The sequence below is a fragment of the Methylomonas sp. ZR1 genome, from assembly GCF_013141865.1.
Lineage (GTDB): Bacteria > Pseudomonadota > Gammaproteobacteria > Methylococcales > Methylomonadaceae > Methylomonas.
This window is the reverse complement of sequence record NZ_RCST01000001.1, coordinates 2,140,694-2,167,535: the sequence shown is the minus strand read 5'-3', so window position 1 is coordinate 2,167,535 and position 26,842 is coordinate 2,140,694. Positions and strand designations below refer to the sequence as shown.

Here is a 26,842-nt window from a genome sequence, read left to right as displayed (position 1 = left end):
CTAATCAAAACCGAGTAATTTTTTAGACGCTTAATCGCATTCGGGTTGGCAAAAAAAAAAAATTTCACCAATTGTCGAAATCTCCAAAATTATCGCGATTTCGAAGACGACCTTCCAAATTTACTCTTCACAATATTCCCCAGGACGTTTTCGGACGGCGGCTATTTCGTTGAACCTCGTTAAACAGGCATTGGCCGGCATCAAGCGAAATTTTTTTCGTAATCTTGCAGTAAATTGCGAAATCGCAATTTACTGCAAGCGGCTTTCAAAGTTATTGCTGAAAAATACGTCCTCAGATCGCATCAGACAAACTTAATTTCCCGATCTTGCAGCTGATGGCAAATTCGTCGTCAGCTGCAAACGAGCCGCCGCTCGATTTGGTTATTCTGTCCGACGCGACACTACGCAATCCAATGGATTGCAGACTGGGCCGGCAACGGTCTTGCTATTGGTCGGACCGTGACTGCGTGTTGCAGTCAACGGTCATCGGCCGATTCGTTTTCACTGATTTCGAGAAAAAACGCTATGTCAAAATTGCCTGAAACCGGATTTCTCCGACTGAAACAGATTCTTGGCGATCCAAAAGCCAATCCGCCGATTCCGCCACTGATTCCGGTGAGTAAGTCCACTTGGTGGGCCGGCGTAAAAGCCGGCATTTATCCCCAGCCCGTCAAATTGGGTAAACGCATCACCGCCTGGCGGGTGGAGGATATACGCGCGTTGATGGAACGGCTGGGTTATGCATGGGTGGCCGATGCCGCCTAGTCAGCGCTTGTCTTTGCCGCCGTTTGGTAAGGAATTGATCATCAGGCTGCAATCCGCTTCGCCGCCGTGGCCGATTATGATCTGCTTAGGTGGTAATGCCTGGCAACGTGCGCGGCAATGGCAATCGAATCCCACCGTATCGGCACTGGTATGTCCGTCTAACTCAGTACCTGCCCATTATCGTTGGCCGGTGCTGGACCTAATGTTAATCGTCGATTGGCAACGTGATCACGCGGCCAGTCGTGATGACGTGATGGCACTGGTCAAGGTGCTGCTGAGTTACGGTGCCGAATGGGTCGCCGTCTGGCCAAGTTGGGTGGATTTCAGCCAACCCGCGTTTGAATACGATCCACGTTTGCCGGTTGGTGAGCGTTGGGTTCAGGTGCGGGACGAGATTGTTGTTTATCGGCTGAACAAGGAGTCAGGCGGTGGATGATCATGCTGAATCACTGATGTATGAAGAGTTTGATGGCGGATTGGCATCCGCCATTAGGCGATTTCTGCCTGAGAAGTTGTCGCCTTCGGATTTGGCCGAGATCCAGCAAGCCCGTCAATCAATGGTTGCTGCCAAATCCGAGAAGGATGCGGCAGCACTTTTTCCCGACGCCTCCAGTCGGCCCTGTTACCAAGTGTATGAACACACCTGCGGTCCTAGTCATAGCTGGCCCGCCGGTGTGTATTATCACTTTCTCGGCAAATCGTCGGCCAAGGAGCCGCCGGCGCTGCGCGATGTCAGAATCTGTGGGGTGTTGAAGGCGGTAGCGATTGCCCGCAACCGGCAGGGTGGCGACTTCGGTATATTGCTGGAATTTCGTGATCGACTGGGGCAACTCAAACAGTGGAACATGCCGTGCCGCTTATTGGCTGGTCGTGGCGATGAATTACAGAAAGCCTTGTTTGACCAGGGCCTGGATATTCACTATGCGCAACGCAGTCGTCTGGCGGAATATCTGTGTCAGCAACACCCAGACCGAACGGTCTGGATCACATCGACGCCCGGTTGGTTTGATCACGTTTATGTGCTGCCAGATCGCACTATTGGTGGCGATTCAACGGACGCCGTATTGCTGCAGTGCGAGGGAAATATAAACAGTGGTCTGTATCGGCAAGCCGGCACCTTGTCCGCCTGGCAACAACAGGTCGCGGGTTTATGTCCCGGAAATCCTTTTTTGCTGTTCCTGGTCTCACTGGCCTTTTGCGGTCCCTTACTGGCTAAATGCCATTTGGACAGCCTGTCCATTCATATTTATGGTCCCTCCAGTCAGGGCAAGACCAGCGGCATGCAAGTCGCTGCCAGTGTCTGGGGCGAACCGAAACGTTTCCAGCGCTCCTGGACGGCAACCTTGAATGGTCTGGAATCAGCCGCCGTGCAGGTTAATGATGGTTTTCTGTGTCTGGATGAGATGAGTAAAGCCGATGCTCAGGACGTCAGCAAGTCGTTGTATCTTTTGGCCAATGGAGTTGGCAAGCAACGGGCCACGGTCAGTGGCAGAGCCATGTTGCATCAGCATTGGCGGGTATCGATTCTATCCAACGGCGAAGACTCGATTGAAGCCCAGCTGAGTAAGGCCGGTATTCCAGTCAAAGCCGGCGAATTGGTGCGTTTCCTTCAGTTGCCGGTATTTGGTCAGTGTGGCGCCTTTGACCACCTGCATAACTATGGCAGTGGCCGTGCCTTTGCCACCGTGCTGCATAAGCACACATCGCAGCAATATGGCACCGCCGGAATCGCCTTTCTGGAGCACTTGACCCGCGATTCACGCGATTTTGCCACTTACCTGGACCAGTGTTTACGCATTTTCGAACAGCGCCATGGTCCCTTATCGGCTCAGGAGGCCCGCGCCGCTCGTGGCTTTGCCTTGATTGGTCTGGCGGGCGAATTGGCCAGCGAATATGGTGTTACGGGCTGGCCGGAACGCATAGCGATGGAAGCGGCACTGATCTGCTTCAAACATTGGCGTCAACAGCGTGGAACTGGCGAACTGGAACCCCAGCAATTGGCCAATGCGTTACGACAGTATGTCGAACTCTATGGTGACAGCCGCTTTACCAAAACCGACGATCCCAACCGACTGCATGGCGAGCGTTCCGGCTATTGGCGCCAAACCGAACGAGGCCGGCAATGGTTGTTCAGCACGGCCGGATTTAAAAAGGCGATTGGTCATGCCGATTTGGCCTTGGCGGTCAAACTGCTGATCGGGCAAGGCATCCTGAAATCCGGACCCAACCCGAAAAAGCATGTCACCCAGGTCAAAGTCCACGGCGGCTCGGCCTGGTTTTACGTGATTCAATTTGATGACGACCATGTTGGCTGATGTGATACGGCACTATCTGGCAGAGGCGACCGATGAGCCGTCTCTACAAAACGATCAAGGCCACGGAGCGCAAAGTAAGAATGTTTCAGCGGTAACACCAGTGTTACCCGACCCCGAATCGGTAATACCACCACAACCCGCGCCAGAACTGGCGGTAACACCAGTAATACCGGTAACACCCCAAAACAGCAAGCCTCAACAAAACAACGTCAACAAGCTCAACGCCCAAGACCAAGCAAAACTTATGGCCTATCTGAACGCCATTGGTGAAACCGATTCATCGGTCATCGACGAGTTTCTCAGCGAATGCGCGGCAAGCTCCGACGTCCTGCATTACGCCCTGAAGCTGGCCGAAGACACCCTGCGTATTCACCACGGCGATTCGCGAGGGTTTGTACGCTGTGCCAGTTGTCGGTTCCTGCAAGTGTCAGAACAACGATGCAGTCAATTCGGCTGGTGGATTGTGGTGGATAAATGGCGGAGGTGTAAGAGCTTTGAACAACGTTAAGTTAAATTGCGAATACAGCTCGTCATTGATCCAGTGATACTGTTTGAACAATGGCCTCGAATTCCGCCAAGAATTCCGGCTGCCTTTGCTGCAGAAACCGTTTTATTGCTGGGTTTTCAAGTAATTTGGCTAAGTAGCCCTTAGCCAATACCAAATTGAGGACATCTTGCCCGTAGGTCTGCTCAACCATTTTGTATCGTTCTTGAAGATTGCTCATTTCTCGCTCCATTTTGGCAATTTGCTCCGCAGTCAAACCGCTCAGCTTTTTGGGCTTTTTACCTTCGACAAGCATTGATGACGGCGTGGCGACTAATAGTGCTTCAGCATAATTTATGGTGATGGTATTGGCTGATATCATGAGCTCGACACATTCGAGTTGACGGGTCGGTTTCATTTTTCGCAACACCCGTGACAGATCCGTTGGGAACTGGTGATCTTTCAACAGTTCTGCTGCCTCGGGGCATATGCCTTCCAATAACGCCGCTTTGCGCTCAATGGTGCGGGGATCGACACTGAGCGCCTTGGCCAGCCGTTCTGGGGTGACGCCGCGTTCGATAGCGCGGCGAATCATGTGATGTTCCTGTATGGTCGACAAACGGTTGATGCGACTGTTATACGTGTAACTCTCGTCATCAGTAGCAACCAGACATGGAACCTCCATATATCCCAATTCCTGCAAAGCGATCAGACGGATGTGGCCATCCAGTAAAATGAGCTGATCGGTTTTAGCATCGGCAGGCCCGACCGATAGAGGCTCAATCAGTCCAATTTCCTGTATCGATGTGCGTATCTGCAAATATTTTCGCGAGGTGACAACGCCAGTAGGCGTTCTGCGTGAGGGCAGGATCTTATCTAAGGGCACTGAAATCGGTTCGAGACTGAATCCGAGAGGTATATTGGTCATATCGTGCGGCCTCCCGACAAGACGCGTTCAGCGAGATATTTCGGCAGAGAGTCCAAACCCTCTGCGCGCAGAAGAGTCGAGAAATTCTCATCGGCAAATAATTCTCGGAGGGCACTGACGACAAACAACAAGCGTTGTTGAGTCAACTGGGCCTTTTTAACGACCAGTTTTTGGCGGTCGACTTCCTTTTGGTAGACTCTGACCAAACTTGCCGTCGTGACATCTTGCGCTTTTCGCGGCGTACCTTTGGCAACCGATGGTCCTAACGTTTGTCGGCGTTCGATAACTCGTCGCGCCTGTATCAATTGTTTTCCGCGTAGTTTTCCAGTCTCGTAAGCTTCCTGAAGGGCGGCCTGGATGGCTTGATCGTCATCACCCGCGCCGACAATGGATAAGGCAGCATTCAATGGAATTTTGCCTTTTTCCACGGCAACCAACAAACGTTCTTCGCCTTTCATCAGCAAGGTGAGTATGCCGTGGACATACTCGACGCAGAGTCCGGTTTTTTGGGCGATGACTTTTTTGTCGTATCCCTGTTCGTGAAGTTGCTGAATGCCTGCCAATAACTCTAACGGTCGATAGTGGCGGCGCGCGATATTTTCGGTCAAGCTCATGATGAATGCATTTTCGTCGCTGACTTCAATAACCAAAGCAGGAATTGTTGCTTCACCTAAAGCATGAAATGCCTTCATTCGACCTTCGCCACACACTAAAAGGTAACGGTCAGTCCCGTCTGGGGTGGAGCGCGGCGTCACAGTGATTGGCTTTTTGAGTCCGATTGTTTGGATATTGGTGACGATCTCCTCGAACACTCGCTTGTTTCTCTCTCTGGGATTGAGGACATCAATCAAGTCAATTGGGATCATTTGCATTTGGCCAGTTTTGATTGTTTCTGTCATGCTGCTCTCCTAAAGCGCGTGTGTTCCGCCATCCCGTACAGATAGTCCAAACTGTCGAAACGGTAGCTTTCGAATTCTATGGGATTGTGTTCGGCAAGGCGTATGCGCGGTTGATCGAAATCCAGTCGCGGTAATAGGTAGTAATCGAGCGCGGCATGATTTGTCTCATCAAGGCGAACCGCCACGGTAATGTCAGGAGCCAGGCTGGTATCAAACCGGACCTTCCAATGATGACGACCACTCTCGGTACTCTGGCAACGCGCCAATACTATGGAAACACTGAATTCATTATTGACTTGCAGCAGATCCGTGCCAGCGTCGCGTTTGACGGTGCCGCCTAATGCCATGATCTGACGTTCGGTTTCATTGACGGTTTCTGGGTGAAAACGACGGAGGAATTGGTTGATCTCCAGATATCGATAGTCCCGATCGGGCGTGAAACCGACCATTTGGTAGGCTCGCACCAGGCTGCCGAAACGATGCGCGTAAACGGACGTGGATGGCATGCCTTCGGATTCGTTGATGATCAATCCCGACAGAAATCCTCTGCGCTGGTAAAGTTCTCGCAGACGCTCGATTAATTCCTTGTCGGTATATCGGTGAACTCTGGCTCGAATGATTCCTTGCGCGGTGTAAAACAGTTCAGGCGGCACGATAGGTTCGAATGCGCCTTCTTTTTTGATCCACATATCAGAAGGATTAACCACTCTTAGCTTTTTGAGCTTGAAGGAAATGCGGTTATAGATATTGTTACCAATGTATTTTTCATTGGTCAGGATCTCTTGCACCGTTGCGCGAGTCCACTGCCGATCCAGGTCAGTATGTATTCCCATGCCGTTCAAGCGTTCGGCAATTTCGGACTCGACCAGTCCATCCTCGATGAACCAGTGATACATCAAATTGACGGTGCGGATTTCCGCCTCGGGACCAGGCATGAGGATGACACGGTCGGTTTGCAGGCTTTTATGTTCGCCTCTGGCCAGTTCGGCTTTAATGGAACCGTTTTGATCGAGTAATACCCGTCGTAGGCCATATCCAGCAGGGCCACCTTGACGAAAACCGAGCTCAATCAGTCGAGACTGCCCGGCGAAAACCTTAGCCGACAATTCTCGGCTGTATTCACCCGCCATAGCCCGTTTAACGCCTTTGACAATGGTGGAAACAGGTGAACCGTCGTTTTCAAACTGTTCGGCACAGTAAGTAACTTGAATACCAGCTTTCCGGCACCGATATTCATAGTAAGCGCTCTCATCAGCATCCTGGAATCGTCCCCAGCGGCTAACGTCATAAACTAAAATCATTGAAAAGTCGGCAGATCCAGTTTCAACATCTTTCAACAGCTGTTGTAATGAAGCTCGGCCATCGATGCGCAAACCACTTTTACCGGCATCGGTGTAGGTTCGGACGATCTCAATATCATGACGAGCGGCGTATTCGCGGATTTTGTCAGACTGATTTTCTGTGGAGTACTGCTGGTGCTCGGTCGACATTCGCACATATTCCACTGCGCGTAATTTGACGAACGTTTCTGGCTGTTCTTCGTTGGATTCAATTTGATTTATCAAACCTGATGATCCCCGATCGCATGAAAATTAGGCTCTCGCTAAGCCACTTGTGGACAGGAGCTATCTTCTAAGCGGGGACAGCCAAATCCAGGGTTTACCAAGAGCGAACTGACAATACGGTATAAGAATCAGATTGGTTTGCCGATCAAGTCATCTCTTTGCAACACTGGCTTATGGCCGACATTCGCAAGCATGTACCGTGATTTCTACGGTCCAAACGTCCATCTTTACATTATTGGTCTCTGTCACCAAACTTAGTCTGTAAATCCCTGATGGCAGCAGCTTTGCTGGAGTTGACGCGTCCATATTTGCAATTCGAATATTCTTGGCTTTGGCGTTGCGTGTCCGCTGCAAAGTACGATTACGATCAACATACTTTGGATGAGATTCACGGTATTGACGCCAATAATTAGGATTGCGCTCTATCCACGATTGTTGAGCCCGTTGTTGGTTCTCTTGATAATCAGGGTCTGTTTGCAGTTTGTTGCGGTGCCATTGCCGTTTACGATGCTGTTGGCATGAAGGCGCTGAGCAATAGGTTTGCAGTGGAACTTGTGGACGTGGTTGAAAAGACTGGCCGCAAGCGAGGCATTGTTTAATCGCCATTGAAGGCTCCCTACACAAAAATGCGTATTGAGCCGAATCAAATGAGTTAAAAGGCTGAAATAAGGCTAAGGCTGGTTTGCAGATGTCGTAGCTGTGACTTTGTTACGGCAGGATGCTAATAACTTTTCCAGCTTTGCCTCAGATTATGCGCGGAGTCGACAAATGGCTGATAATGGTTCTGTATCAAATAACGCCCACTGCAATGGAATCAGTGATGGTTATTAGAATCAAAAGTAGGGTAGGGAGTAGGGTAGAAAAAATTAAGGCCTTGATAAATCGTTATTTATCAAGGCCTTAACTATATATTATGGCGGAGAGCTAGGGATTCGAACCCCAGGAAGGGATAAACCTTCAACGGTTTTCAAGACCGCCGCTTTCGACCGCTCAGCCAGCTCTCCAACAGCCGCGTATTATTACAGAAAATATTTTAAAATCCAGCGTTTTTTGCGGGTCCACTCTCATGCTGCAACCGAATGCAAGCTGCTTTAATACCTAAGTGTTTGTTAGTGATTGCCAAATCGGCAAGGATGTTGGTGCAAATGTGTGTCGATTCCGGATGCGAGGTGGTGGCTATCGATTGCTTCGCCGATAGCGATACTCGGCAAATGGCAAAGCAGGCATATCAGGTGCCGTCATTGGCCTGGGATGATATTCAAGTCACTTTGGCTGCGGTTCGTGAGGTTCATGGCTTGACCGAATTGGTATATGGCAGTGGTTTGGAAACTTACCCGGAAACCTTGAGCTGTCTGGAAAAGCATTGGCGCATTATCGGGAACTCGGCGGCTATTTTTCAACGGGTCCAGGACAAGCGTGATTTTTTTGCCCGACTCGATACGTTGTCAATTCCGCACCCGCCGGTGGTGTTTACGAAGCCTGAGGATGGTTTTGACTGGTTGTTAAAGCCTTGGCGTGGCGAGGGCGGCTTGGGGATTAGGCGCTGTCATAATGACGAGTTTGTTGACGGCTATTGGCAGCGTTATATCGAAGGCCGTTCGATGTCTGTATTGTTTGCAGCGAGTCGCGATGGGGTTGAGTTGATCGGTTTTAACGAGCAATGGACGGTAAAGTCGGAGGGCGGGCAATCGTTTCTGTTTGCGGGGATTGTCAGTCATGCCAAGGTTTCTAGGTCGATTCAGACTGAAATTGCCGACTGGTTGGATAAGCTTGTCAATGCCTATGAATTGCGCGGTTTAAACAGCATGGATTTTATGCTGTGTGACGGCAGATGTTACGTGTTGGAAATCAATGCGCGGATTTCCGCTAGTACCCAGCTTTACGGTAAATCACTGCTCTTGAAACATCTACAGGCTTGTCAAAACAGCCGGGATAATCGTGTCGAATTATCGGCGGAGCCGAGTGCTTATCAGATTGTTTATGCGCAAAAAACAGTAACGATCCCCGAGCGGCTGATATGGCCGTCATGGACTGCGGATAGGCCGAATCCCGGCTCAATTGTTGCCACAGGCGAGCCGATATGCAGTATTATTGCCACCGGAAAAAATTCGGGGCAGGTGCTGGATAATCTGCATCGCCAACAACGCATCCTTGCAAATCTTTTGGAAACAGGTCTTTAAACATCATGCAATACCAGGCAAGCGTCAATAAATTTTCCCAGCCCTTGGTTCAACAACTGTTGGATAACGCGGATAAATTACGGTTGGGTATCGAAAAGCTGGAAAACGGCTGCACCATTATCGATGCGGGTATTAAGGTGCCGGGCGGTCTGGAAGCTGGCCGAATTATCACCGAAATCTGCATGGGCGGCTTGGGTACCGCGACGATCTCGCAAAGTCCATACACCAGCCATTGGCCGCTGACCATTAATGTACACGCCAGCAATCCGGTGCTGTCTTGCCTGGGTAGCCAATATGCAGGTTGGAGTTTGTCGCACGGCAAATATTATGCCCTAGGTTCCGGACCCGCGCGGGCACTGGCAACTAAGTTGAAAGACGGTGCAGTAGAGCCGGTGGAAGAGCTTTATAAAGAACTGGAATATCGTGATAGTGCCGAGCAAACCGCGCTGGTCATAGAAAACGACGCCTTGCCGCCAATCGAAATCGTCGAAAAAGTCTCGGCGGCATGCGGCGTGTCGCCGGCCAATTTGACCATCATCGTCACGCCCACCAGCAGTCTGGCCGGCGGGGTGCAAGTCGTCGGGCGAGTATTGGAAGTGGCGATGCACAAAGCCCATGCGTTGCACTTTCCGTTGGAAAACATCGTCGATGGTTCCGGCAGCGCGCCGATTTGCCCTCCGCATCCGAATTTCGTCAAGGCGATGGGTAGAACCAACGACGCGATTTTATTCGCCGGCCAAGTGCATTTGTTCGTCAAAGGCAGCGACGAAGCGGCGGAGAAACTGGCGAAGGAATTGCCAAGTTCAACGTCCAAAGATTACGGCAAACCGTTTGCCGATATTTTCAAAGCCTACGAATACGACTTTTTCAAAGTCGATGCGATGTTGTTCAGCCCGGCCAGCGTGATTGTCACTGCCGTCGAATCCGGCAAAAGTTTCCGCGCTGGCAAACTGGATAATGCCTTACTCGATCTTTCGTTTGGGGCTTAACTCGCTCTAAGTCTCTTCGACAGCTAACGGGTTTTGCGTCGCAAAGCCTGTTAGCTTGTTTCGTCAACTTCATTCGTAACCCATCCCTTGCGCCGAATTGCAATAATTACCGATGATCCGGGTTGGCACGGCAAGCAGTTGTGCTTGGCTTTTGCCGAGCGCGGTTATGCCGCCGAATATGTCTCGCTGACTGCCTGCAAATTGCAGTTAACGGTCTCGGATTTGCCGATTGTTATTCCCGGTTTTGAGCAAGAATTACCGGCGGCGGTTTTCGTGCGCGGCGTGCCCGGCGGTTCGCTGGAAGAGGTGGTGTTTTATCTAGATGTTTTGCACGGCTTAAAAATACTGGGCATACCGGTTTATAACGATGCCGGCGCTATCGAGCGTAGCGTCGATAAAGGCATGACCAGTTTTTTGTTGCAACATGGCGGTTTGCCGACGGCAATGACTTGGGTATTGCGGGATCGCGATGCAGCATTGGCGATTGCCGAACAGCAGTTGCGCGCCGGCTATTATCTAATCAGCAAGCCATTGTTCGGTTCGCAAGGCGAGGGCATTCGGCGTATCGAAAAATCTACCGATTTGCTCTGGCTAACCAGTAGTCACGGTATTTATTATTTGCAGCGCTTTGTCGAATGCGCCGGTGATGGCTATTCCGATGTGCGGGTGTTTGTGATTAACTGTAGGGCCGTTGCAGCCATGCGGCGGCGCGGCATTTCCTGGCTGAATAATGTGGCTAGAGGCGCGTCTTGTGAATGTATCGAACTGGAACCGGCTTTAGCAGAATTGGCGATTGCCGCCGTTGCGGCGTTAAGCATGGATTATGCAGGCGTGGATGTGATTCAGGATGCCAACGGTTGTTATCGCATCATCGAAGTAAACAGCGTGCCGGCCTGGAAAGGTCTACAAAGTGTTTGTGATATTAACATCGCCGAATGTCTGGTGGCTGATTTGCTTGATCGATATTGCGTGTCGGAAAAAGTATGTTGAACAGGCAGCAATTGATGGACGCTTACCTACAAGCTTGCGAAATCGAGTTGCAAGCGTTCAAGCCTGGCAATGTCAGTGTATATAGTGCCGCTGACGATATGACAGTTGAGGATTTTCGTGTCAGTGCTCGGGTAAGCGGCGAGCCAATTACCAATCCGCAATATAGTTTGGGTGAAAAGATTTATTACGCAGTCAAGGCAACCCGCGAGGCGGTGGCTTGCAATACCAATCTCGGTATTATTTTGCTTTGCGCGCCATTGTTGCAAGTGGTTGCCGGTTTAAAAAAGGGCGAAAACTTGCGGGATGGTTTACGGCTATTGCTGGAAAATACGACCCGTGAGGATGCAGATTGGGTTTTCAAAGCGGTCACCTTAGCTGCGCCGGCCGGTTTAGGTGAATCCGCGCAGCACGACGTCCAAAAACCGGCGGATGTGACGCTGACCGAGGCCATGGTTTTTGCCGCTGACAAGGACCGAATTGCGTTGCAATACGCAACAATTTTTAAAGACGTTTTTGATTTCGGCGTTTTAAGATATAATCGTGCTTTCGTTTTGTCTGGCGATTGTGCTTGGGCGGCGTTAGCGGTTTTTGCCGCAATGTTGGCTCAATATCCCGATAGTCATATTGAGCGGAAGTATGGAGAGCGGTATTCAGAGTGGATCAAGGCTGAGATGCATAAGCTCGAGAGAGCGATGCAAACAGCTGGTGAGCCTGAAGAGCTTTTGCCAGTATTGTATGATCTGGACAAAGCTTTTAAGGCACAAAGGATCAATCCGGGTACAACAGCTGACATAACTGTAGCGACAGTACTGGTGGTGCTTCTGGAACAACTTATCGGTGAAGGAACCGGTGGGTTATAGAGGGAACTAAGCAGAAACTACAATCTTGAGACACGAAAGTGTCTATTTTTTTGGTTCAATCTTATCTTTAGGGGATAAATTTAAAATGGCAAAAATCAATAACTTGCGCGTTGGCGAATCTTTGGTTGGTGAAGGCAACGAAATTGCTCACATCGATTTGATCATCGGCCCACGCGGCTCAGCAGCTGAAACTGCTTTCGCAAATGCTTTGACAAACAACAAAGACGGTTTCTCTACTCTGTTGGCTGTTGTTGCTCCTAACCTGTTGGTTAAACCAGCAACCATCCTGTTCAACAAAGTAACCATCAAAGGCGCAAAACAAGCTGTTCAAATGTTTGGACCAGCTCAACGCGCTGTTGCTATGGCTGTTGCTGATTCCGTTGAAGACGGCACTATCCCTGCTGACGAAGCTGACGATTTGTTCATTTCTGTTGGTGTTTTCATCCACTGGTTGGCTGAAGACGATGCAAAAATTGAAGAATTCAACTACAAAGCCACCAAAGAAGCTATCGCTCGCGCGGTTGCCGGCACTCCAACTGCTAAAGAAGTTGTTGCTGCTAAATCTGGTGCAAAACACCCATTTGCTACTAACAACGTTTAAGTTTTTAGTTTCAAAGGCTGTCGAAGATACCCCGGCTTGCCGGGGTATTTTTTTGCCTAAAATTTTTCTAGCATAGCGGCGTCGATACTGCCGTTATGCAGGGCGCTAGCCAGTAGCACAGCGGTAATGCCGATAGTTTCCAGGCGCATGAGATCGTTCACATCCCGAACCCCGCCAGCCGCAACAAAATGTTTATCGGGATGATCCTTGCAAATCCGGCTGAGTTTTGCAAAGTCCGGACCCTGATTGCTGCCAACCAAATCCAAGGTCATCACCACATTAGTTTTCGGCCATAGTTCAGGGCTTTCCAGCCACCCCGGATGACCCAAAACCTGGTTATGTTTAAAATCCAACGATAGGATCAGATCGGTATTTTTTAACGATACGGGTAGTCGTTGCGATTCGGTACCGATAACCGGCTTACAGTTTATTCCGCGATTCGTTGCAGCAAGTGCTTGATAGCTACTGCCCTTATCCAGCCAAAATTCCTTGTTTGGATATTGGCTAAACAAGTTGTCGATGATTTCGTCGTGATTACCTTGGCCGGTGATTGCGTCGAGATCTGCGATATAAAACTTTGGAAATGGATACAGCTTTAATAAACTCGACACGACTTTGTTTATTTGGCTGCTATCGCATATTGACGAGGTGAGATGCACGGGTTGATAGCGGTTGCGGTCGCCTCCTGCGGCGTGGACCACCAGGCCGTCTTTCAAATCGATGACGGGAATAATCTGCATAAGCCAAGCGAGTTTTAGAATTGAGAGTTCTGGTATTTGAATTTATTACCGGCGGCGGTTTGGTCGGGCAGGCATTGCCTGCTTCGCTGGCGACGGAAGGCAGCTTGATGTTACAGGCTTTAATCGCCGAACTGAAGTGTCTGGACGATCTTCAGCTATGTGTGCCCTTGGATGAGCGCTGCGCCAGACCGGATATGCTGTTGCCAGGCGAAATTGTGACGGTAAGCGCCGCTTGCGACATCTTTGCACTGTTGCGGGATTTACTGACACAAGCTGATTTGTTTTGGCCCGTCGCACCGGAAAGTGACAGTATGTTGCAGAGCTTGGCTGAGCTGGCTATTGCCGCGAATGTCGAAGTCTTATTATCCAATCCGGCTGCCTTGAGCGCATGCGCCAATAAGTATGCGACATATCAAGCTTTGAAAAAACGGATGATTCCGGCGGTGGCAACGCATCTGCTCAGCGAAGCCAAGGAGGGTATCGGTTTGGCGGATAAGCTGGTCGTCAAAATTGCCGACGGCGTCGGGTGCCTTGATAGTTTGCAAATCGATGCCGAGCAATTGCCGGCCGCTATTGCCGAATTAACCGATCCGCACCGCTATGTGTTACAGCCTTATATTCACGGGCAGGCCGCCAGTTTGTCCTGTTTGTTCAAGCATGGCCAAGCCTGGCTTATCTGCTATAACCACCAGCAAATTGCTTTGCAGCAAGGCCGATTTAGTTTGCAAGGCTGTTTAGTGAATTTACAAACCGATAAGCTGAGCTTTTATCGAAATTTGGTAAGCGAAATAGCCGATGCGCTGCCTGGCTTGTGGGGCTACGTAGGTATCGATGTTATCGAGAATGCCAAACTAGGTCCGCTGGTGTTGGAAATTAATCCGCGTCTGACCAGTTCTTACGTCGGCATCCGCCAAGCGACCGGGATCAACGTGGCCGAACAGGTTTTGCGCCTGCGCCATGCCGAACCGGTGTTACAGCCGTATAGAAATGAAACAGTTCAAATCCATATCAATTAAAAAGGCAGAATGAACAAACAGATTGTAGGTTGGGATATTGGGGGTGCGCACGTTAAGTTGGCGTTGCTGGATGAGTCCGGACATATCCAGGCCCTTGCTCAGCAGGCTTGTCCATTATGGAAGGGGATAGAGTATCTGCATGGCACTTTGGCCGATTTGGCCGGCCAATTCGATTTGCAAAATTGCCGGCATGCCGTGACGATGACCGGTGAACTGGTGGATTGCTTTACCAGTCGCGAGCAAGGTGTCAACGCCATCGTCCGGGTTGTTTGTGAACAATTCAATGCCGAGCAGGTAACAGTATTTGCCGGCTTGCGCGGCTTCTTGCCGGCAGCACACATTCAGCCGGCAGATTGCATGGACATCGCTTCTGTTAATTGGTTGGCTAGTCTGATGTGGGTGGCAAAGCGCCTGCCAATTGCCTTATTTGTGGATATAGGCAGTACCACTACCGATATTTTGCTGGTCGAAAATCATCAGCTCAAAGTGCAAGGCTTCACCGACTATCAGCGCTTGGTCTCCGGCGAGTTGGTGTATACCGGTATTGTCCGCACGGCAGTGATGGCGATTGCCCAGGAAGCCGAATTCAACGGCCAATCAATGGGTTTGATGGCCGAGTATTTCGCGACAATGGCCGATGTGTATCGCTTGACTGGTGACTTGAATGAAGTTCATGACCAAACTGACACAGCGGACGGGGCGGAAAAATCGGTTTCTGCCAGCGCCCGCCGCTTGTCGCGGCTGACCGGTTACGAATTTAGCGAGAGCGATCTTGCACTCTGGTTGGCATTTGCCGAGCAGCTCAAAACCAAGCAAACACAGAAAATCAGCCATGCTTGTGTCAGACAATTGCAAAGGGCTGAAACCGGCTCGGCGATTAAATTAATCGGTGCCGGTGTTGGCCGCTTCCTTGCGCGCGACATGGCGGCGGATTTGGGCTTGGAGTATCTGGACTTTACCGATTTGCTGCCATCAACCGCTAAAACCAATGTTATTGATGCCGCAGACTGTGCGCCAGCCACCGCAGTGGCTTATCTTGCCGGCGGGTTTGGTTAAAGCCGGCTGCTGGGGTAAAATCGGTATATTGCAAATCATGTCCTTGCGGCACATTCCGGCCGCTTAACAGCACTTCTTAATGCCTTTAGCCAAACCCATCAAACAATCACTGCCTTATTTTCAAGACAGTGCAGCATTATTTGCCCCGCTGGCGCAACAGCCTTGGGCAGTCTTTCTGGATAGCGCGCAGCCGCACAGCCATCAGGATAGATTCGATATTATCGCTTACGGCCCAGTTGTAACTCTGCAAACACGTGGCGATATTACGCTTATCGAACGCGATGGTGTGATTAGCGAAAGTACCGAGGATCCTTTTGAGTTGTTGAAACAACAGTTAGGCGCGTCCTTAGCTAGTGTTGACGGACTGCCGTTCAACGGCGGCGCCATTGGTTATTTTGCTTATGATTTGGCCAGACGCATTGAGCGTTTACCGACAATGGCCGACGATGCGGAAAATCTGCCTGAGATGGCGGTGGGCATTTACCGCTGGGCGGTGATTGTCGATCATCAGCATCGGCAAAGCTGGTTGGTCAGTGTCGACTTGCCGGAAAGCGAGCAGCAAAGACTAGTCAGCGAATTCAGTGCGATTTCTACACCAGCTGAGACTACAGAATTTAAAGTGCTGCAAGCGCCGTGCGCCAATATGGACAAACAAGCTTACGCCGCCGCTTTTCAGCGCATCAAACATTATTTGAAAGAGGGTGATTGCTATCAAATCAATTTGACCCAGCGCTTCGAAAGCCCTTGCCAAGGCCAGCCATGGCAAGCCTATCAAATATTGCGGCAGATCAACGCTGCGCCATTCAGCGCTTATCTGAACTTTCCGGATGTGCAGGTCTTGAGTTCGTCGCCGGAACGCTTTTTAAAAGTCACCGACGGCGCCGTGGAAACCAAACCCATCAAAGGGACACGTCCACGTCGGAATGATTGGGAAGCCGATCAGGCACAGATCGCAGACTTGGTGTCCAGCACCAAGGACCGGGCCGAGAATGTGATGATCGTCGATCTACTCCGCAATGATTTGGGCAAGAGTTGCAAAAAAGGTTCGGTGTGGGTGCCGAGCTTATTCTCGGTAGAAAGCTATACCACCGTACATCACTTAGTCAGTACCGTGACGGGGGTGCTAGCGGAAGGCCAGCATGCCATCGATTTATTGCGCAGCTGTTTTCCGGGCGGCTCGATTACCGGAGCGCCGAAGATCCGGGCGATGGAAATTATCGAGGAACTGGAACCGCATCGGCGCGGTATCTATTGCGGTGCGATAGGCTATATCGGTTTTGACGGCAATATGGACACTAATATCGCGATTCGTACTCTGGTCCACAATCACGGCACGATACGTTTTTGGGCGGGCGGGGGCATCGTCAACGACTCGGTGTTGGACGAAGAATATCAGGAATGCTTCGACAAGGCCGCCGCCTTATTACAGTTGCTCAAACAATTCAGCGCATGACTTTTGTGATCAAGTTGGGCGGCAGTTTGCTGGAAACGGCGGCCTTGCCCGCTTGTTTGGCGACAATCGCAAATCGCGCCGGCTACCCAATCATCATCGTGCCCGGCGGCGGGCCGTTTGCTGAACAAGTGCGTATCGCGCAACGTCAATGGCGTTTCGACGATCTCGCCGCGCACCGGATGGCGATTCTGGCGATGCAGCAAATGGCCTTGTTGATCCAGAGCCTAATGCCCGAGTTTGCAATCGTCGCCGATGCGGAAAGTATACGTTGTGCATCGCAAGTCAAACCGGTGCTGATCTGGTCTCCACAAGTCGAGCAATTAGATCAAGCCGGGATTGCCGCTAGTTGGGATATAACGTCCGATAGTTTGGCGGCCTGGTTGGCGGGCTATATCGAAGCCGATGAGCTAATTATCGTTAAATCGGCGCCGATTCCAGAGCAAGCGAGTTTGCTGGGCTTACAGCAACAAGGCATACTCGACGCTGCTTTTCCGCGCTTCACCGCCCAGGCACACTACAAAATCAAAGTGATTAATAAAGACCGTTTCCTGTCCCACCATGATTAATTTTATCAAAGCCATACTGAACAAGCGTTTGCGCAAGGCATACTACCAAAGCCGCGAGTCCTTGCTGGGTCATCAAAAGCGCGACATTGTAGTGATGCAGGTTGGGCAGGCTTGCGAGAGTTTGAAGGACAGCCGGGATCAATTTGTCGATGCGCTGGATAAATTTAAAAGCATCGTCAATGTGCAGGACAGTTCGATGGAGCAACGCTATCAGCAACTCAAACGCCGCTACGATCTATGCAAGGGTAAGGCCGACCAAGTCAGTCAAAGAATTCAGGCAGTGGAAGAAATTAGCGAAGCTTTATTCAACGAATGGGAAGCCGAGTTGGCTTTATACAGCAACCGGGCCCTGAAGGCGCGCAGTCAGCAACAACTTAAAAAATCCCGCCAGCAATATGCCCGTTTGTTAAAAGCCTTGCAGACCGCGGAAACCCGTATGCATCCGGTATTGGCAGCGTTTCAGGATCAAGTGCTGTTTTTAAAGCATAACTTGAATGCGCATGCTATTGCGGCATTGCGGCATGAGTTCATGGAAATCGGTGTGGATATTTCGAGGTTGATCGAGGTGATGGAGAAAACCATCAGCGAGGCCAGCCAGTTTGTTGCGGTTCTGGTGGAACAGAAACAACTGCCGGCCCCGGTGCGCAGATAAATTACATGGAGTGCATTTTGTAGTCGACCCGTGCCGGTGGATTTTTGTCCCGTTGGTCAGGGGTTTTCTTGCGGTTTTGATCGATACGTTCTTGCGAGTATTGGGAAATCATTTGGTCCCAATTGGCGTATTTTTCATACTCTTTGCTGCCGGCAGCTTTACGTTTGGCGAATAACTCTTTGCCGGCTTCCACCAATTGTTCCGGTGTCTTGCCATCGATAGCGTCCAAAAACTCCTTGTTATTGCGGATTTCATCGCGTAAGGTCCAGAAAGACACTTCAAACTCGATGCGTTGGTCTAGCGGCAATTTTTCCTTGATTTGACTGATTGATCGATTGACCGTTTTTAAACTGCTGCCGTTGATTTGATTGCTTTTATTGCAACCAGCCAAAAGTGCACAGGTTAAAAAAACCAAAACAGTTGACGCTTTTTTCATGATGCAGCCCCCCAGTGGCTAAATAAACAAACCCGAATTTTGTATTTATAATGGTTGCAACGCGGGTTACCAAACAAACCAAATTACTCGGTAATTAAAAACACAAGCTTACCACATGCTGGAATTTATCCAACTTCTCAAACAGCGTTACCAAACTGTGCTACAGCAGCTGGATAAAAAAAATCCCCAGTACCTGGATTATCAGCAACGTATAGAGCAATTGTTGCACGGTGAAGCCTTTATTCGCAAAGGTGAACTGCTGGACAATAACCCCGGTTTTCCGCTGCAAATCGCCGTAATCGGGCCGACGCAGGCCGGTAAAAGTTCCGTCGTCAATCTGCTGTTAAATGCCAACGCCGCCGGCGTCAGTCCACTGGCCGGTTACACGGTACAGGCCCAGGGCTTTTGCCACGGCCTGACGCCCGACGACTGCGACGGAATGCAACATTATTTCGGCCGCTTTCAGCGTCTGCAACAAACCGAATTGCGGCCGGGAAGATACGATTGCTATTCCTTGAGCCCAAGCCCCGGCGCCTCGACCTTGTTGCCGGCTTGCGTCTGCTGGGATACGCCTGATTTCGATTCAATAGACGCCGCTGATTATCGGGAAGGCGTGATCCGCACCATCGCGCTGGCCGACATCGTGGTACTGGTGGTGAGTAAAGAAAAATACGCCGATCAATCGGTGTGGGAAATGATGAAAGCTATCGAGGTTTTCCAGCAGCCTACCCTGATTTGCGTGAATAAACTTAACGAAGGCAGCGAGCCGGTGATTCTGGATTCGCTGCGGCAAAAGTGGCTGCAAACCCGGCAAGATACATTGCCTACAGTGGTGCCCTTATTATTCCAAAAAGCCCCTGCGAAGCCGAGCTGGCCGCAGTCGGCTACACACGCATTCGCGGATCTGGCGAAAAAGGTCACCCGTCACAAACACGGCGCTCGGCAGCAGCAATTACTTAGCCGCTATTGGCTGGACTGGCTACAACCGGTGTTCGCCGAGCACCATGCTCAGCATCATTGGCAAACCCTGGTCGATCAAGCGTTGGCGCAGGCAGTTAAGGAGTACCAGCGCGATTATCTGAACCATCCACATCATTACGAAACCTTTCAAAACGCTTTGTTAAATCTGCTGACCTTACTGGAAATCCCCGGTATCGCCAAGGCGCTAGGCAAGACAAGAAGGGCCATGACCTGGCCGTTTCGTAAATTATTTGCCTTGGGCGGCACACCTATCAATCCCAATCAGGAACTCGGGGTACTGAACCAGTTAGGTGAGCATCTGTTGATTCAAATCGCCGACCGCTTGCTGGAGAAAACCGAAACCGAGCCGGCCGATAGTCGCTGGTGGAAAGAAACCGCGATGGCGCTGAGACAGAAACGCGGCGATTTATTACAGATTTATCGCCAGGCGGTGACGGATTATCACAGCGATTTTCAACAGGATGTGGAAGCCTCGGCGCAGCGTTTATACGTAAAACTGCAAGAGCAACCGATGGTTTTGAACAGTCTGCGCGCCACCCGCGTCACGACCGACGCCGGCGCCTTATTGCTGGCTATCCAGGCCGGCGGTATCGGTATCCACGATTTGGTGATTACCCCATTGATGCTGACCATTACGTCCTTATTAGCCGAAAGCGCCATCGGCAGTTATATGCATAAGGTTGAAGCCGAATTAAAACAGCATCAGCTCAATACCGTGAAAACCGCGCTGTTCGATGCCTGCCTGAAACAGCGCTTGTATTTGTTGCCGCAAGGCGTGCTGTCGCCCACCCGCTTTAATATCTCCGAACAACAATGCCACGCCGCGGAGCAGGCGCTGAAAGAGAAGAAACATGGCTTACGATTACTCTGAATTGCTGACCCAAGCCCAGCAATGGGCCGCAGCCGCGCAAGCCGAAGGCCGATTGAGCGCGGAGCGGGCGCAATTATTGACCACAATAGATGCGCGCAGTACGGAAGCTCTATTTGCGGCGAGTCAAACCGACCCGCAGACCAGACCTTTGATTGTGGCGTTCATGGGTGGTACCGGCGTCGGCAAAAGCAGCTTATTGAATCGTTTGGCGGGGCAGGCGATTGCCCGGGCCGGCATCGAGCGGCCCACCTCGCGGGAAGTGACTCTGTATCACCACCAAAGCCTGGCGATTAACAAACTGCCGGCAGGTTTGCCGCTGGACAGCATCAAGATCAGCCAGCACAACGATGCGGCCAATAGCCATATCGTCTGGATTGATATGCCGGATTTCGACAGCGTCGAACTCGGCAACAAGCGTTTGGTATTGGAGTGGCTGCCGCATATCGACGTTTTACTGTATGTCGTCAGTCCGGAACGCTACCGCGACAACAAAGCCTGGCAATTGCTATTGGCGGAAGGCGCGAAACACGCCTGGCTGTTTGTGATGAATCAGTGGGATCGTGGTCAGCCGGTGCAATACGACGATTTTAAACAGCAGCTGGGTAAGGCCGGTTTCACCGATCCCTTAATCTTTCGCACCAGTTGCAGCGAACCGGACGGCGACGAATTCGCCGCATTGTTGGAACAGTTGCGGCAACTGTCCGGACAGCACAGCGTTGCGCAACTGGAACAGCGCAGCCAGCAATTGCGCCGCCAACATTTAAAGCAGACCTTGCAGCAAATGGCTGACGATTTTTCCGGCCAAGACTATGCACAATGTCAGCAAAATTTTGAGGCGCTTTGGCAGCATACTGAAGCCAGCTTGCAGCAAGGTTTGGCCTGGCCGATTAAACAGCTCGCGCAATTTTGGGCGGAGAACCTGGGCCAACCAGCCGACATCAAGCTGTGGGACGACTGGGCGCAGAACCGTCTGAACGATTTGCTGGACGAATTGGTGTTGCAAGCCGCGCAAGCCAACATCCCCAGCAAACCCTTGAAAGTTGCGTTGCAAGGGATCCGCGATAACACCGAGAAAAACCTGACTGCTCAAACTGAATTGGCCGGTCGACAGGCTTTATTGCAGCCCGGCAACGGCGCTCAGCGTTTTCTGCTGACATTGACGGCGATTTCCGAATCGGTCTTACCGCTGGCGGCGATGGGCGCCGTCGGTTATCAGGTATTCTCCGGCTATTACCACAGCGCCGCCGATGCTACTGCTTACTTGGGTGCCGATTTTGCAATTCATAGTGTGTTATTGATCGGTTTGAGCTGGCTGATTCCGTTTTTCCTGCACAAAAAAATTCAGCCGTCTTTGCAGAAAGCGGCGTTGAAAGGTTTACAGAAAGGTTTGCAGCAGGCCTTGACGGCGGTGATGGCGGAGATCAAGCAGGTGTTGTTGAGCGAGCAGCAACGGAACGAAATGCTGGGTCAGCAGTTGACGCGGTTGATCGAGCGTTGCGGTGCTGAATCAGCGATGGTTGTCGAAAATGGCAGCCTTCTGGGTCGGGTATTATTGGCTAAGTGAGATTATTCAGCTTAAGGTTTGAGTGCTGACATTACCTTAAACTCACGTGACCCAAGCCTGGAAATCGTTAAGTTTGTGCCTAAGTAACGCAGCCGCATTCTGCGCTGAATGCTTATAATTTGAAGCGTGCAGCCAACTTATCGAGGCTAGCGGCCTGTTGTGCCAATTGTTCTGCGCTCTGCTTGGTTTTCTCTACGGTTTTAGCCAGCGAGTTGGCATTTTGCGAGATCTGTTCCACCCGATTAGCCATATCGCGTGTAGCAGCCGATTGCTGGCCCAGTGCGCCGCTAATCCCGTCTACCGATAGTGTCACGCGGTATTGGGCATCGAGAATTTCGTTGACCGATTGGCCCGCCTGGCTGGACAGCGCTACGCCGGATTCAACGCCGGTTACCCCGCTTTCCATAGCCTGCACAGCGGCTTTGGAGGCTTGACGAATTTTTTCCACCATTAATTTAATTTCACCGCTGGACGTGCTGGTGCGCTCGGCAAGCGTTCTGACTTCGTCTGCAACCACCGCAAAACCTCGGCCGTACTCGCCGGCGCGAGCGGCCTCAATCGCGGCGTTTAGAGCAAGCAGATTGGTTTGTTCGGCGACACCGTGAATCACGTCGACAATACTGGTTATTTCCGAGCTGATTGATTCCAGATTGCGAATGTAGTCAGCCGCATTCACGACAATGGCTGAAATTTTTTGCATCTCTATGGCGGTGGAGCTAATTACCTTGGTGGATAACTCCGCGCGCTGTCCTGATTCGAATGCAACCTGCTTGGCGTCCAGCGCATTACCGTTGACTTGTTCGAGCGATACCGATAGCTGTTCGATAGTGGCCGCCATACTGCAAGCTGCCTCGTAACCGTTATTGGCGATAATCGATTCTTGCGCGGCGGCCTCCAACAGGTCCGCCGAATATCGATTAAGCTGGAATACGCCGTTGTGCATATCGGAGATTAGATTGTGTAAGTTCTTGCGCATCTGCGCTAACTTTCTGAGAAGTTGTCCGATTTCATCGTCGCCTGCATCGGGGATCACTACCGTCAGGTCGCCGGCGGCGATAGCCCCCGTGACTTTTTCCGCTTGATCAAGGCTGTAGCGGATTTGTTGGATAATCACGTAGGCCATTATCACGAATGCGATTGCACCCAGCAAGGCCACTCCAACCAGATACCAGGTTGTGCTGCCGACGGTTTGGTTAAGGTTTGCCAAGGTCTCATTGGAATATCGGTTGGAAATTTTGACGGTTTCTGCCAATGCTTCGCGATGCCGTTCGTACTGTTCATCCAGACGTTCCATAGCCAGGTCCATTGTTTTTACATCACCTTCCTTGATTGCTGGAATATAGCGTTCCTCCAATTCTTTCCACCACTGATCAGCTTGTTCGCGTTGCGTGCCCAATATGGCTTGTTTTAGTTGGGCTGGAATCTCCTGTGCGGACTCCCAATAGCGATTGCGGGTGTCGTACTCGATTTTCAATTCTTTTAACCGCGCATATTTAGGGTCTTTATCTTTGTCGTGGTATAGCTGCTCGGCCATTAACTGGGCTTCAACCAGAAATAAGGGGGGCGGTAGAATGTCGGCGACGATGTCTTTACTCTTCCCCATGCTGTGAGCCGCATCGCCGACATAATTTAAGGCGTGATAGCCAAGTAACGCCAGGCCGGCCAGCAGTAGCGACGCAAACCAAGACATCAGTTGAAGTTTGGCAGCTATCGAAAAACGATTCAGCATACGCATTCCCCCTATATTAATAACGTGAAAGCTGAGTAGAAATTGTAGAAGAAATTTTCAATGCAACAATCAATCACTTAGATAGAGCTGAAATATAGGAAAGGCGGTGGGTCAGTCTGCGAGTGAGCGAATATCGACAGATGCTTGGATTACCTAGGATTGAGTGGCGTTGACGGTAAGCAAGCTTATTATTTGTCGGGTACTTTATGTTGTTTAACAAATGCTCAAACAAGGTGTTGCTTAACGCGGAATGAGCAGGGCTGATGTACCGGTGGTTCTGGTTTATTTCTTGCTGTCAGTTAGCTGAGCCGCAAAATGGCCTGAATTAGCGGTTATTCATGTCGTTTTCATAACATCGCTCAGGCCGAATGTTCGATGGCCTACAGAGGTTCGATCATTCACGCGGTTCGACCTGTATTTATAAAACCTATATCAAGAGGATTAGACAATGGCAGAGTTTTTTATTGAGATAAGCGCGCAGGAAAATGGCGACCACCTGATTCATAAATCCAGCTGCTCTTTGCTGCCGGCTAAAGAGGCAATTTATTATCTGGGTTCAATCAGCAACGTGGTCAGTGCGGCGAAGAAGGCCAGTGAGAGATTTGCTAAGCCAACCGCTTGTTCGCAATGTTCTCCGGTTTGAGATAAAACCTTTACAAGGCGAATACGCCAGCGTATTCGCCTTAAGCGTTTGAAAAATCGGTGGATGCCCAAGCGGTAAGCACACCGTTGATTTATTGGGCTACTGCTTCGCTGTCAATCACTGCCGCGGGCCGTTGCTCACCCTTGCCGATTTCCAATAAATCCCAAAACAACAAACCGCCGCCCGCCGCCGTCATCAAGCCAAATACCATGCGCCAGACCATTGCTTGCATGAACCAGGGATGATTTTGTGCGGCAAAATAGCCGGCCCAAGTTGAGCCTTCCACCGCGCGTTCGATAAACGATTGTTCGTAGCCGGCGATCAACAACGCCACCGTCATACCCATCACGCCCAGGTTTAATAGTACCGCTGCGGTTTTCCAGCGCCAGCCATTGGCAAGCTCGCCGCCCATCCAGACCTTACCGCGCGCTTGTTGTGCGGCCAGATAGAAGAAGGCGATGTTGATGGTGGCATAAGCGCCGAAGAAAGCTAAATGGCCGTGCGAAGCCGACCATTGGGTACCATGAGTATACAGATTGATTTGTGGCAGAGTGTGCATGAAGCCCCAAACGCCCGCACCGAGAAAGTTACCGAAAGCATGGGCGATGATCCAGGCTAGGGCGGGGTGGTTGCTGTTTTTGAAGCGGTGCGCGCCGGCGTCGTAGATGGAATGTACTACCATCGCCACCAAGGGGATGGGTTCTAGCGCCGAAAAGAAGCCGCCGATGGTGAACCAGTATTCAGGTGTGCCGATCCAGAAGTAGTGATGGCCGAGCCCCAAGATGCCGGAACCGAACATCAAGGCCACTTCGATATACAGCCAGGTTTGTACGACTTTGCGGCGCACGCCCAGCAACTTCATCAAGCTCCAGGCCATGATGCAGCCGACCAGCACTTCCCAGGTGGCTTCCACCCATAAGTGGATGACCCACCACCACCAGTATTGGTCGACGGAAATATTGGTGACGTAAAACATGCCGGCCAGATACAAACCGGCCAGCGCGACCAGGTCCAAAGTCAACACGCCGGCGATGCCCGACCATTTGCCCTTGGCAAAAGTGGCGGCGACGTTATAGAAGAAGGTTAATACTACGACGACGATACCGATGTCGGCCCAGCGCGGTGCTTCGATGTATTCGCGGCCTTCGTTGATCAACCAGAGTGAGGTATCGGTACCACTGCCGATTTGAATCAGCAAGTACACCAAGACCACGACGGTGACGGCGCCGGTCAATACCCAGAACGCCAATTGTCCCCATTTCAGGCCGACGATTTCGACGCCGCTTTCATCTTCCAGAAACCAGTACACCGAGCCGAGGAAACCGTACAGCATCCATACCACCATGGCGTTGATGTGCACCATGCGGTTGACGTTGAAATCCAGGATTTCATAGAGAAAGCTGGGGAAGATGAATTGCAGACCGGCCAACAGGCCGAACAGCAATTGCGCCATAAACAACACCATCGCCACGGTAAAGTAATGTACCGCCAGTTTTTGGCCGCCGCTCAGATGGGGGTTGGTCATGAGCTCGGTATGGCGTTGCTTGCAACCGGCCCAGCAGTTCGCCGCTTTTTCTTGATAAGCTTGTAAGGTCATTTATTGTTCCTCTTCGCCCAGCGCGATGAAATTATGCGGAAAGCCATTGGTGTCGATAGACGACATCCATTTCAGGAAAGCAACGATGGCTTCCGCTTCGGGTGGTGTGATGTCCAGATTGGGCATCTTGCGGTTGGAGCCGTAGGTGCGGGCATTTTTTTCCGGGTCCAGCAGGAAATTCACCATCATTTGTTCACGCGATTCCTTGGCTCCCCAACCTTGATCCAGCCAGGCTTTGGTCAAATCGGGCGCGTAGTAGGCGCCGTTGCCGAGTAGGGTGTGGCAATTCATGCAGTTTTTGGCTTGTACGGTTTTTTTGCCGTGGTCGATCAGTTTTTCGGCGTCTTCTTCGCTCAAAGTTTTGCCGAACAACGGTGCGTCCTCGCCTATGGTGGGTTGGTAGCGCTGCTTGGCTTTGTCGAAACGATAGCTGATGTCTTTGTTTATCACGCTGTAGGCGGGTACGCGCGGGCCGCCGGCACTGATTTGTTTCATCGAATCGAAGCTTAAAATAACCAGCAGTACAAAAGATCCGCCGGTCACCCAGATCGCGGTTTTTTTCCAGAATGTTTCCGACGCCCAGCGGGGCGGACTTTGCTCAGTCATGATGATCTCCAGATTGATGAGAGTGATGTGTATCTGCATCGTGCGTCGCGGCGCACAGCTTCCAGATAAAACGCGGCATCCAGCCGTAGCCGAGTACCATTAACAAGGACAGCAGTAGCCAATAATCGTTAAAATGATTGACGTAGCTGAACACGCCGACACAAATCAGCAATGCAGCGTAGATTAACCAGGCGGCAAGCTCGAATTTGCGGCGGCCGCTGATCTTGGACCAGGCATACAACGCGGCATAGACGGTAGCCAGCAAGATGATCAACGCCGCACTGAAAAAGCTCAGGAAAAAATCGGATAGGGCAACGGGTTCGATCAACATTAAATTTTACCGCCGGACAGTTTTA

Annotated in this window: 27 protein-coding genes and 1 tRNA gene; 17 read left to right on the top strand and 11 right to left on the bottom strand. The window is 51.0% G+C overall.

All coding sequences use genetic code 11. The features are described 5' to 3' along the window. Positions 1-525: 525 nt before the first annotated feature. Genes DDY07_RS09855 through DDY07_RS09840 form a run of 4 tightly spaced genes read left to right on the top strand, consistent with a single transcriptional unit; the run spans position 526 to position 3,588 of the window. Positions 526-765, top strand: coding sequence for an AlpA family transcriptional regulator (locus DDY07_RS09855; protein WP_171695760.1), 240 nt, complete (start codon positions 526-528; stop codon positions 763-765). Then, a complete protein-coding gene (locus DDY07_RS09850; RefSeq protein ID WP_171695759.1) occupies positions 755-1,201 on the top strand; it encodes a hypothetical protein in 447 nt (148 codons plus the stop codon). The genes DDY07_RS09855 and DDY07_RS09850 overlap by 11 nt, the downstream gene beginning before the upstream one ends. Beyond that, positions 1,194-3,080, top strand: coding sequence for a DUF927 domain-containing protein (locus DDY07_RS09845; protein WP_171695758.1), 1,887 nt, complete (start codon positions 1,194-1,196; stop codon positions 3,078-3,080). Before DDY07_RS09850 ends, DDY07_RS09845 begins: the two co-directional genes overlap by 8 nt. Next, positions 3,061-3,588, top strand: a complete 528-nt coding sequence (locus DDY07_RS09840; protein ID WP_171695757.1) for a hypothetical protein — start codon at positions 3,061-3,063, stop codon at positions 3,586-3,588. Before DDY07_RS09845 ends, DDY07_RS09840 begins: the two co-directional genes overlap by 20 nt. Positions 3,589-3,610: 22 nt before the next feature. On the opposite strand, the gene DDY07_RS09835 is transcribed toward DDY07_RS09840, so the two are convergent. The 5 genes from DDY07_RS09835 to DDY07_RS09815 form a co-directional block, all read right to left on the bottom strand. Further along, positions 3,611-4,492 carry a plasmid partitioning protein RepB C-terminal domain-containing protein gene (locus DDY07_RS09835; RefSeq protein WP_171695756.1) on the bottom strand — a complete coding sequence of 294 codons (882 nt, stop codon included), beginning with the start codon at positions 4,490-4,492 and terminating at the stop codon, positions 3,611-3,613. Further along, entirely contained in the window at positions 4,489-5,391 is a 903-nt protein-coding gene (locus tag DDY07_RS09830) for a plasmid partitioning protein RepB C-terminal domain-containing protein (RefSeq protein WP_171695755.1), read from the bottom strand. The genes DDY07_RS09835 and DDY07_RS09830 overlap by 4 nt, the downstream gene beginning before the upstream one ends. Then, entirely contained in the window at positions 5,388-6,956 is a 1,569-nt protein-coding gene (locus DDY07_RS24075) for a recombinase family protein (protein ID WP_253734452.1), read from the bottom strand. The genes DDY07_RS09830 and DDY07_RS24075 overlap by 4 nt, the downstream gene beginning before the upstream one ends. A gap of 171 nt (positions 6,957-7,127) precedes the next feature. After that, positions 7,128-7,562, bottom strand: a complete 435-nt coding sequence (locus DDY07_RS09820) for a hypothetical protein (protein ID WP_171695754.1) — start codon at positions 7,560-7,562, stop codon at positions 7,128-7,130. Between the two features lie 308 nt (positions 7,563-7,870). Continuing rightward, positions 7,871-7,960, bottom strand: a tRNA-Ser gene (locus DDY07_RS09815). Positions 7,961-8,035: 75 nt separating this feature from the next. Between DDY07_RS09815 and DDY07_RS09810 the strand changes: the two genes are divergently transcribed. The 5 genes from DDY07_RS09810 (at position 8,036) to fae (ending at position 12,576) form a co-directional block, all read left to right on the top strand. Continuing rightward, positions 8,036-9,136: an ATP-grasp domain-containing protein gene (locus DDY07_RS09810; RefSeq protein WP_171695753.1), complete on the top strand. Its 1,101-nt coding sequence runs from the start codon at positions 8,036-8,038 to the stop codon at positions 9,134-9,136. Between the two features lie 5 nt (positions 9,137-9,141). Beyond that, positions 9,142-10,125 carry a methenyltetrahydromethanopterin cyclohydrolase gene (gene mch, locus DDY07_RS09805; RefSeq protein ID WP_171695752.1) on the top strand — a complete coding sequence of 328 codons (984 nt, stop codon included), beginning with the start codon at positions 9,142-9,144 and terminating at the stop codon, positions 10,123-10,125. Between the two features lie 87 nt (positions 10,126-10,212). After that, entirely contained in the window at positions 10,213-11,115 is a 903-nt protein-coding gene (locus tag DDY07_RS09800) for a RimK family alpha-L-glutamate ligase (protein ID WP_171695751.1), read from the top strand. Then, the gene (locus DDY07_RS09795) at positions 11,109-11,975 is read left to right on the top strand and encodes a triphosphoribosyl-dephospho-CoA synthase (RefSeq protein ID WP_171695750.1); all 867 of its coding nucleotides are present in this window, start codon (positions 11,109-11,111) and stop codon (positions 11,973-11,975) included. The genes DDY07_RS09800 and DDY07_RS09795 overlap by 7 nt, the downstream gene beginning before the upstream one ends. 85 nt (positions 11,976-12,060) lie before the next feature. Then, entirely contained in the window at positions 12,061-12,576 is a 516-nt protein-coding gene (gene fae, locus DDY07_RS09790; RefSeq protein WP_033158126.1) for a formaldehyde-activating enzyme, read from the top strand. A 56-nt stretch (positions 12,577-12,632) separates the two neighbouring features. Here fae and DDY07_RS09785 read toward each other — a convergent pair whose 3' ends face one another. Continuing rightward, positions 12,633-13,316: a HisA/HisF-related TIM barrel protein gene (locus tag DDY07_RS09785; RefSeq protein ID WP_171695749.1), complete on the bottom strand. Its 684-nt coding sequence runs from the start codon at positions 13,314-13,316 to the stop codon at positions 12,633-12,635. Positions 13,317-13,336: 20 nt separating this feature from the next. Here DDY07_RS09785 and DDY07_RS09780 point away from each other — a divergent pair, with 20 nt between their 5' ends. The 5 genes from DDY07_RS09780 (at position 13,337) to DDY07_RS09760 (ending at position 18,059) form a co-directional block, all read left to right on the top strand. Continuing rightward, the gene (locus DDY07_RS09780; RefSeq protein ID WP_171695748.1) at positions 13,337-14,332 is read left to right on the top strand and encodes an ATP-grasp domain-containing protein; all 996 of its coding nucleotides are present in this window, start codon (positions 13,337-13,339) and stop codon (positions 14,330-14,332) included. 9 nt (positions 14,333-14,341) lie between these two features. Next, positions 14,342-15,388 (top strand): hydantoinase/oxoprolinase family protein, encoded by a 1,047-nt coding sequence (locus tag DDY07_RS09775; RefSeq protein WP_171695747.1) that lies wholly within the window; start codon positions 14,342-14,344, stop codon positions 15,386-15,388. A 79-nt stretch (positions 15,389-15,467) separates the two neighbouring features. Further along, positions 15,468-16,841, top strand: a complete 1,374-nt coding sequence (pabB, locus tag DDY07_RS09770; RefSeq protein ID WP_171695746.1) for an aminodeoxychorismate synthase component I — start codon at positions 15,468-15,470, stop codon at positions 16,839-16,841. Further along, positions 16,838-17,407, top strand: a complete 570-nt coding sequence (locus DDY07_RS09765; RefSeq protein WP_171695745.1) for a uridylate kinase — start codon at positions 16,838-16,840, stop codon at positions 17,405-17,407. The genes pabB and DDY07_RS09765 overlap by 4 nt, the downstream gene beginning before the upstream one ends. Beyond that, positions 17,400-18,059, top strand: a complete 660-nt coding sequence (locus DDY07_RS09760) for a DUF2959 domain-containing protein (protein ID WP_020482201.1) — start codon at positions 17,400-17,402, stop codon at positions 18,057-18,059. The genes DDY07_RS09765 and DDY07_RS09760 overlap by 8 nt, the downstream gene beginning before the upstream one ends. A 1-nt stretch (position 18,060) precedes the next feature. Here the strand turns inward: DDY07_RS09760 and DDY07_RS09755 are convergent, their stop codons facing one another. Beyond that, the gene (locus DDY07_RS09755) at positions 18,061-18,495 is read right to left on the bottom strand and encodes a DUF6694 family lipoprotein (protein WP_171695744.1); all 435 of its coding nucleotides are present in this window, start codon (positions 18,493-18,495) and stop codon (positions 18,061-18,063) included. A gap of 115 nt (positions 18,496-18,610) precedes the next feature. Between DDY07_RS09755 and DDY07_RS09750 the strand changes: the two genes are divergently transcribed. Together DDY07_RS09750 and DDY07_RS09745 are read left to right on the top strand one after the other, a co-directional pair. After that, a complete protein-coding gene (locus tag DDY07_RS09750; RefSeq protein ID WP_171695743.1) occupies positions 18,611-20,347 on the top strand; it encodes a GTPase domain-containing protein in 1,737 nt (578 codons plus the stop codon). After that, positions 20,328-21,911: a GTPase domain-containing protein gene (locus DDY07_RS09745; RefSeq protein ID WP_171695742.1), complete on the top strand. Its 1,584-nt coding sequence runs from the start codon at positions 20,328-20,330 to the stop codon at positions 21,909-21,911. The genes DDY07_RS09750 and DDY07_RS09745 overlap by 20 nt, the downstream gene beginning before the upstream one ends. A 112-nt stretch (positions 21,912-22,023) precedes the next feature. Here DDY07_RS09745 and DDY07_RS09740 read toward each other — a convergent pair whose 3' ends face one another. Next, a complete protein-coding gene (locus DDY07_RS09740) occupies positions 22,024-23,640 on the bottom strand; it encodes a methyl-accepting chemotaxis protein (protein WP_171695741.1) in 1,617 nt (538 codons plus the stop codon). A 448-nt stretch (positions 23,641-24,088) separates the two neighbouring features. Here DDY07_RS09740 and DDY07_RS09735 point away from each other — a divergent pair, with 448 nt between their 5' ends. Continuing rightward, positions 24,089-24,283 (top strand): hypothetical protein, encoded by a 195-nt coding sequence (locus DDY07_RS09735; RefSeq protein ID WP_033156621.1) that lies wholly within the window; start codon positions 24,089-24,091, stop codon positions 24,281-24,283. 91 nt (positions 24,284-24,374) lie between these two features. Here DDY07_RS09735 and DDY07_RS09730 read toward each other — a convergent pair whose 3' ends face one another. The 3 genes from DDY07_RS09730 to DDY07_RS09720 are packed head-to-tail and all read right to left on the bottom strand — an operon-like array spanning position 24,375 to position 26,817. Further along, a complete protein-coding gene (locus tag DDY07_RS09730; protein WP_171695740.1) occupies positions 24,375-25,880 on the bottom strand; it encodes a cbb3-type cytochrome c oxidase subunit I in 1,506 nt (501 codons plus the stop codon). Beyond that, a complete protein-coding gene (locus DDY07_RS09725; RefSeq protein WP_171695739.1) occupies positions 25,881-26,486 on the bottom strand; it encodes a cytochrome c in 606 nt (201 codons plus the stop codon). Then, entirely contained in the window at positions 26,479-26,817 is a 339-nt protein-coding gene (locus tag DDY07_RS09720; RefSeq protein ID WP_051669963.1) for a hypothetical protein, read from the bottom strand. Before DDY07_RS09720 ends, DDY07_RS09725 begins: the two co-directional genes overlap by 8 nt. Between the last annotated feature and the right edge of the window lie 25 nt (positions 26,818-26,842).

Excerpts from the sequence above, each read along its gene's own strand:
- DDY07_RS09745 (WP_171695742.1), top strand. The coding sequence starts at position 20,328 with ATGGCTTACGATTACTCTGAATTGCTGACCCAAGCCCAGCAATGGGCC.
- DDY07_RS09835 (WP_171695756.1), bottom strand. The coding sequence starts at position 4,492 with ATGACCAATATACCTCTCGGATTCAGTCTCGAACCGATTTCAGTGCCC.
- DDY07_RS09785 (WP_171695749.1), bottom strand. The coding sequence starts at position 13,316 with ATGCAGATTATTCCCGTCATCGATTTGAAAGACGGCCTGGTGGTCCAC.
- DDY07_RS09725 (WP_171695739.1), bottom strand. The coding sequence starts at position 26,486 with ATGACTGAGCAAAGTCCGCCCCGCTGGGCGTCGGAAACATTCTGGAAA.
- DDY07_RS09840 (WP_171695757.1), top strand. The coding sequence starts at position 3,061 with ATGACGACCATGTTGGCTGATGTGATACGGCACTATCTGGCAGAGGCG.
- DDY07_RS09760 (WP_020482201.1), top strand. The coding sequence starts at position 17,400 with ATGATTAATTTTATCAAAGCCATACTGAACAAGCGTTTGCGCAAGGCA.
- DDY07_RS09795 (WP_171695750.1), top strand. The coding sequence starts at position 11,109 with ATGTTGAACAGGCAGCAATTGATGGACGCTTACCTACAAGCTTGCGAA.
- DDY07_RS09720 (WP_051669963.1), bottom strand. The coding sequence starts at position 26,817 with ATGTTGATCGAACCCGTTGCCCTATCCGATTTTTTCCTGAGCTTTTTC.
- DDY07_RS09730 (WP_171695740.1), bottom strand. The coding sequence starts at position 25,880 with ATGACCTTACAAGCTTATCAAGAAAAAGCGGCGAACTGCTGGGCCGGT.
- DDY07_RS09755 (WP_171695744.1), bottom strand. The coding sequence starts at position 18,495 with ATGAAAAAAGCGTCAACTGTTTTGGTTTTTTTAACCTGTGCACTTTTG.
- DDY07_RS09740 (WP_171695741.1), bottom strand. The coding sequence starts at position 23,640 with ATGCTGAATCGTTTTTCGATAGCTGCCAAACTTCAACTGATGTCTTGG.
- DDY07_RS09735 (WP_033156621.1), top strand. The coding sequence starts at position 24,089 with ATGGCAGAGTTTTTTATTGAGATAAGCGCGCAGGAAAATGGCGACCAC.
- mch (WP_171695752.1), top strand. The coding sequence starts at position 9,142 with ATGCAATACCAGGCAAGCGTCAATAAATTTTCCCAGCCCTTGGTTCAA.
- DDY07_RS09855 (WP_171695760.1), top strand. The coding sequence starts at position 526 with ATGTCAAAATTGCCTGAAACCGGATTTCTCCGACTGAAACAGATTCTT.
- DDY07_RS09810 (WP_171695753.1), top strand. The coding sequence starts at position 8,036 with ATGCAAGCTGCTTTAATACCTAAGTGTTTGTTAGTGATTGCCAAATCG.
- DDY07_RS09765 (WP_171695745.1), top strand. The coding sequence starts at position 16,838 with ATGACTTTTGTGATCAAGTTGGGCGGCAGTTTGCTGGAAACGGCGGCC.
- DDY07_RS09850 (WP_171695759.1), top strand. The coding sequence starts at position 755 with ATGCCGCCTAGTCAGCGCTTGTCTTTGCCGCCGTTTGGTAAGGAATTG.
- DDY07_RS09830 (WP_171695755.1), bottom strand. The coding sequence starts at position 5,391 with ATGACAGAAACAATCAAAACTGGCCAAATGCAAATGATCCCAATTGAC.
- DDY07_RS09775 (WP_171695747.1), top strand. The coding sequence starts at position 14,342 with ATGAACAAACAGATTGTAGGTTGGGATATTGGGGGTGCGCACGTTAAG.
- DDY07_RS09750 (WP_171695743.1), top strand. The coding sequence starts at position 18,611 with ATGCTGGAATTTATCCAACTTCTCAAACAGCGTTACCAAACTGTGCTA.
- pabB (WP_171695746.1), top strand. The coding sequence starts at position 15,468 with ATGCCTTTAGCCAAACCCATCAAACAATCACTGCCTTATTTTCAAGAC.
- DDY07_RS09820 (WP_171695754.1), bottom strand. The coding sequence starts at position 7,562 with ATGGCGATTAAACAATGCCTCGCTTGCGGCCAGTCTTTTCAACCACGT.
- fae (WP_033158126.1), top strand. The coding sequence starts at position 12,061 with ATGGCAAAAATCAATAACTTGCGCGTTGGCGAATCTTTGGTTGGTGAA.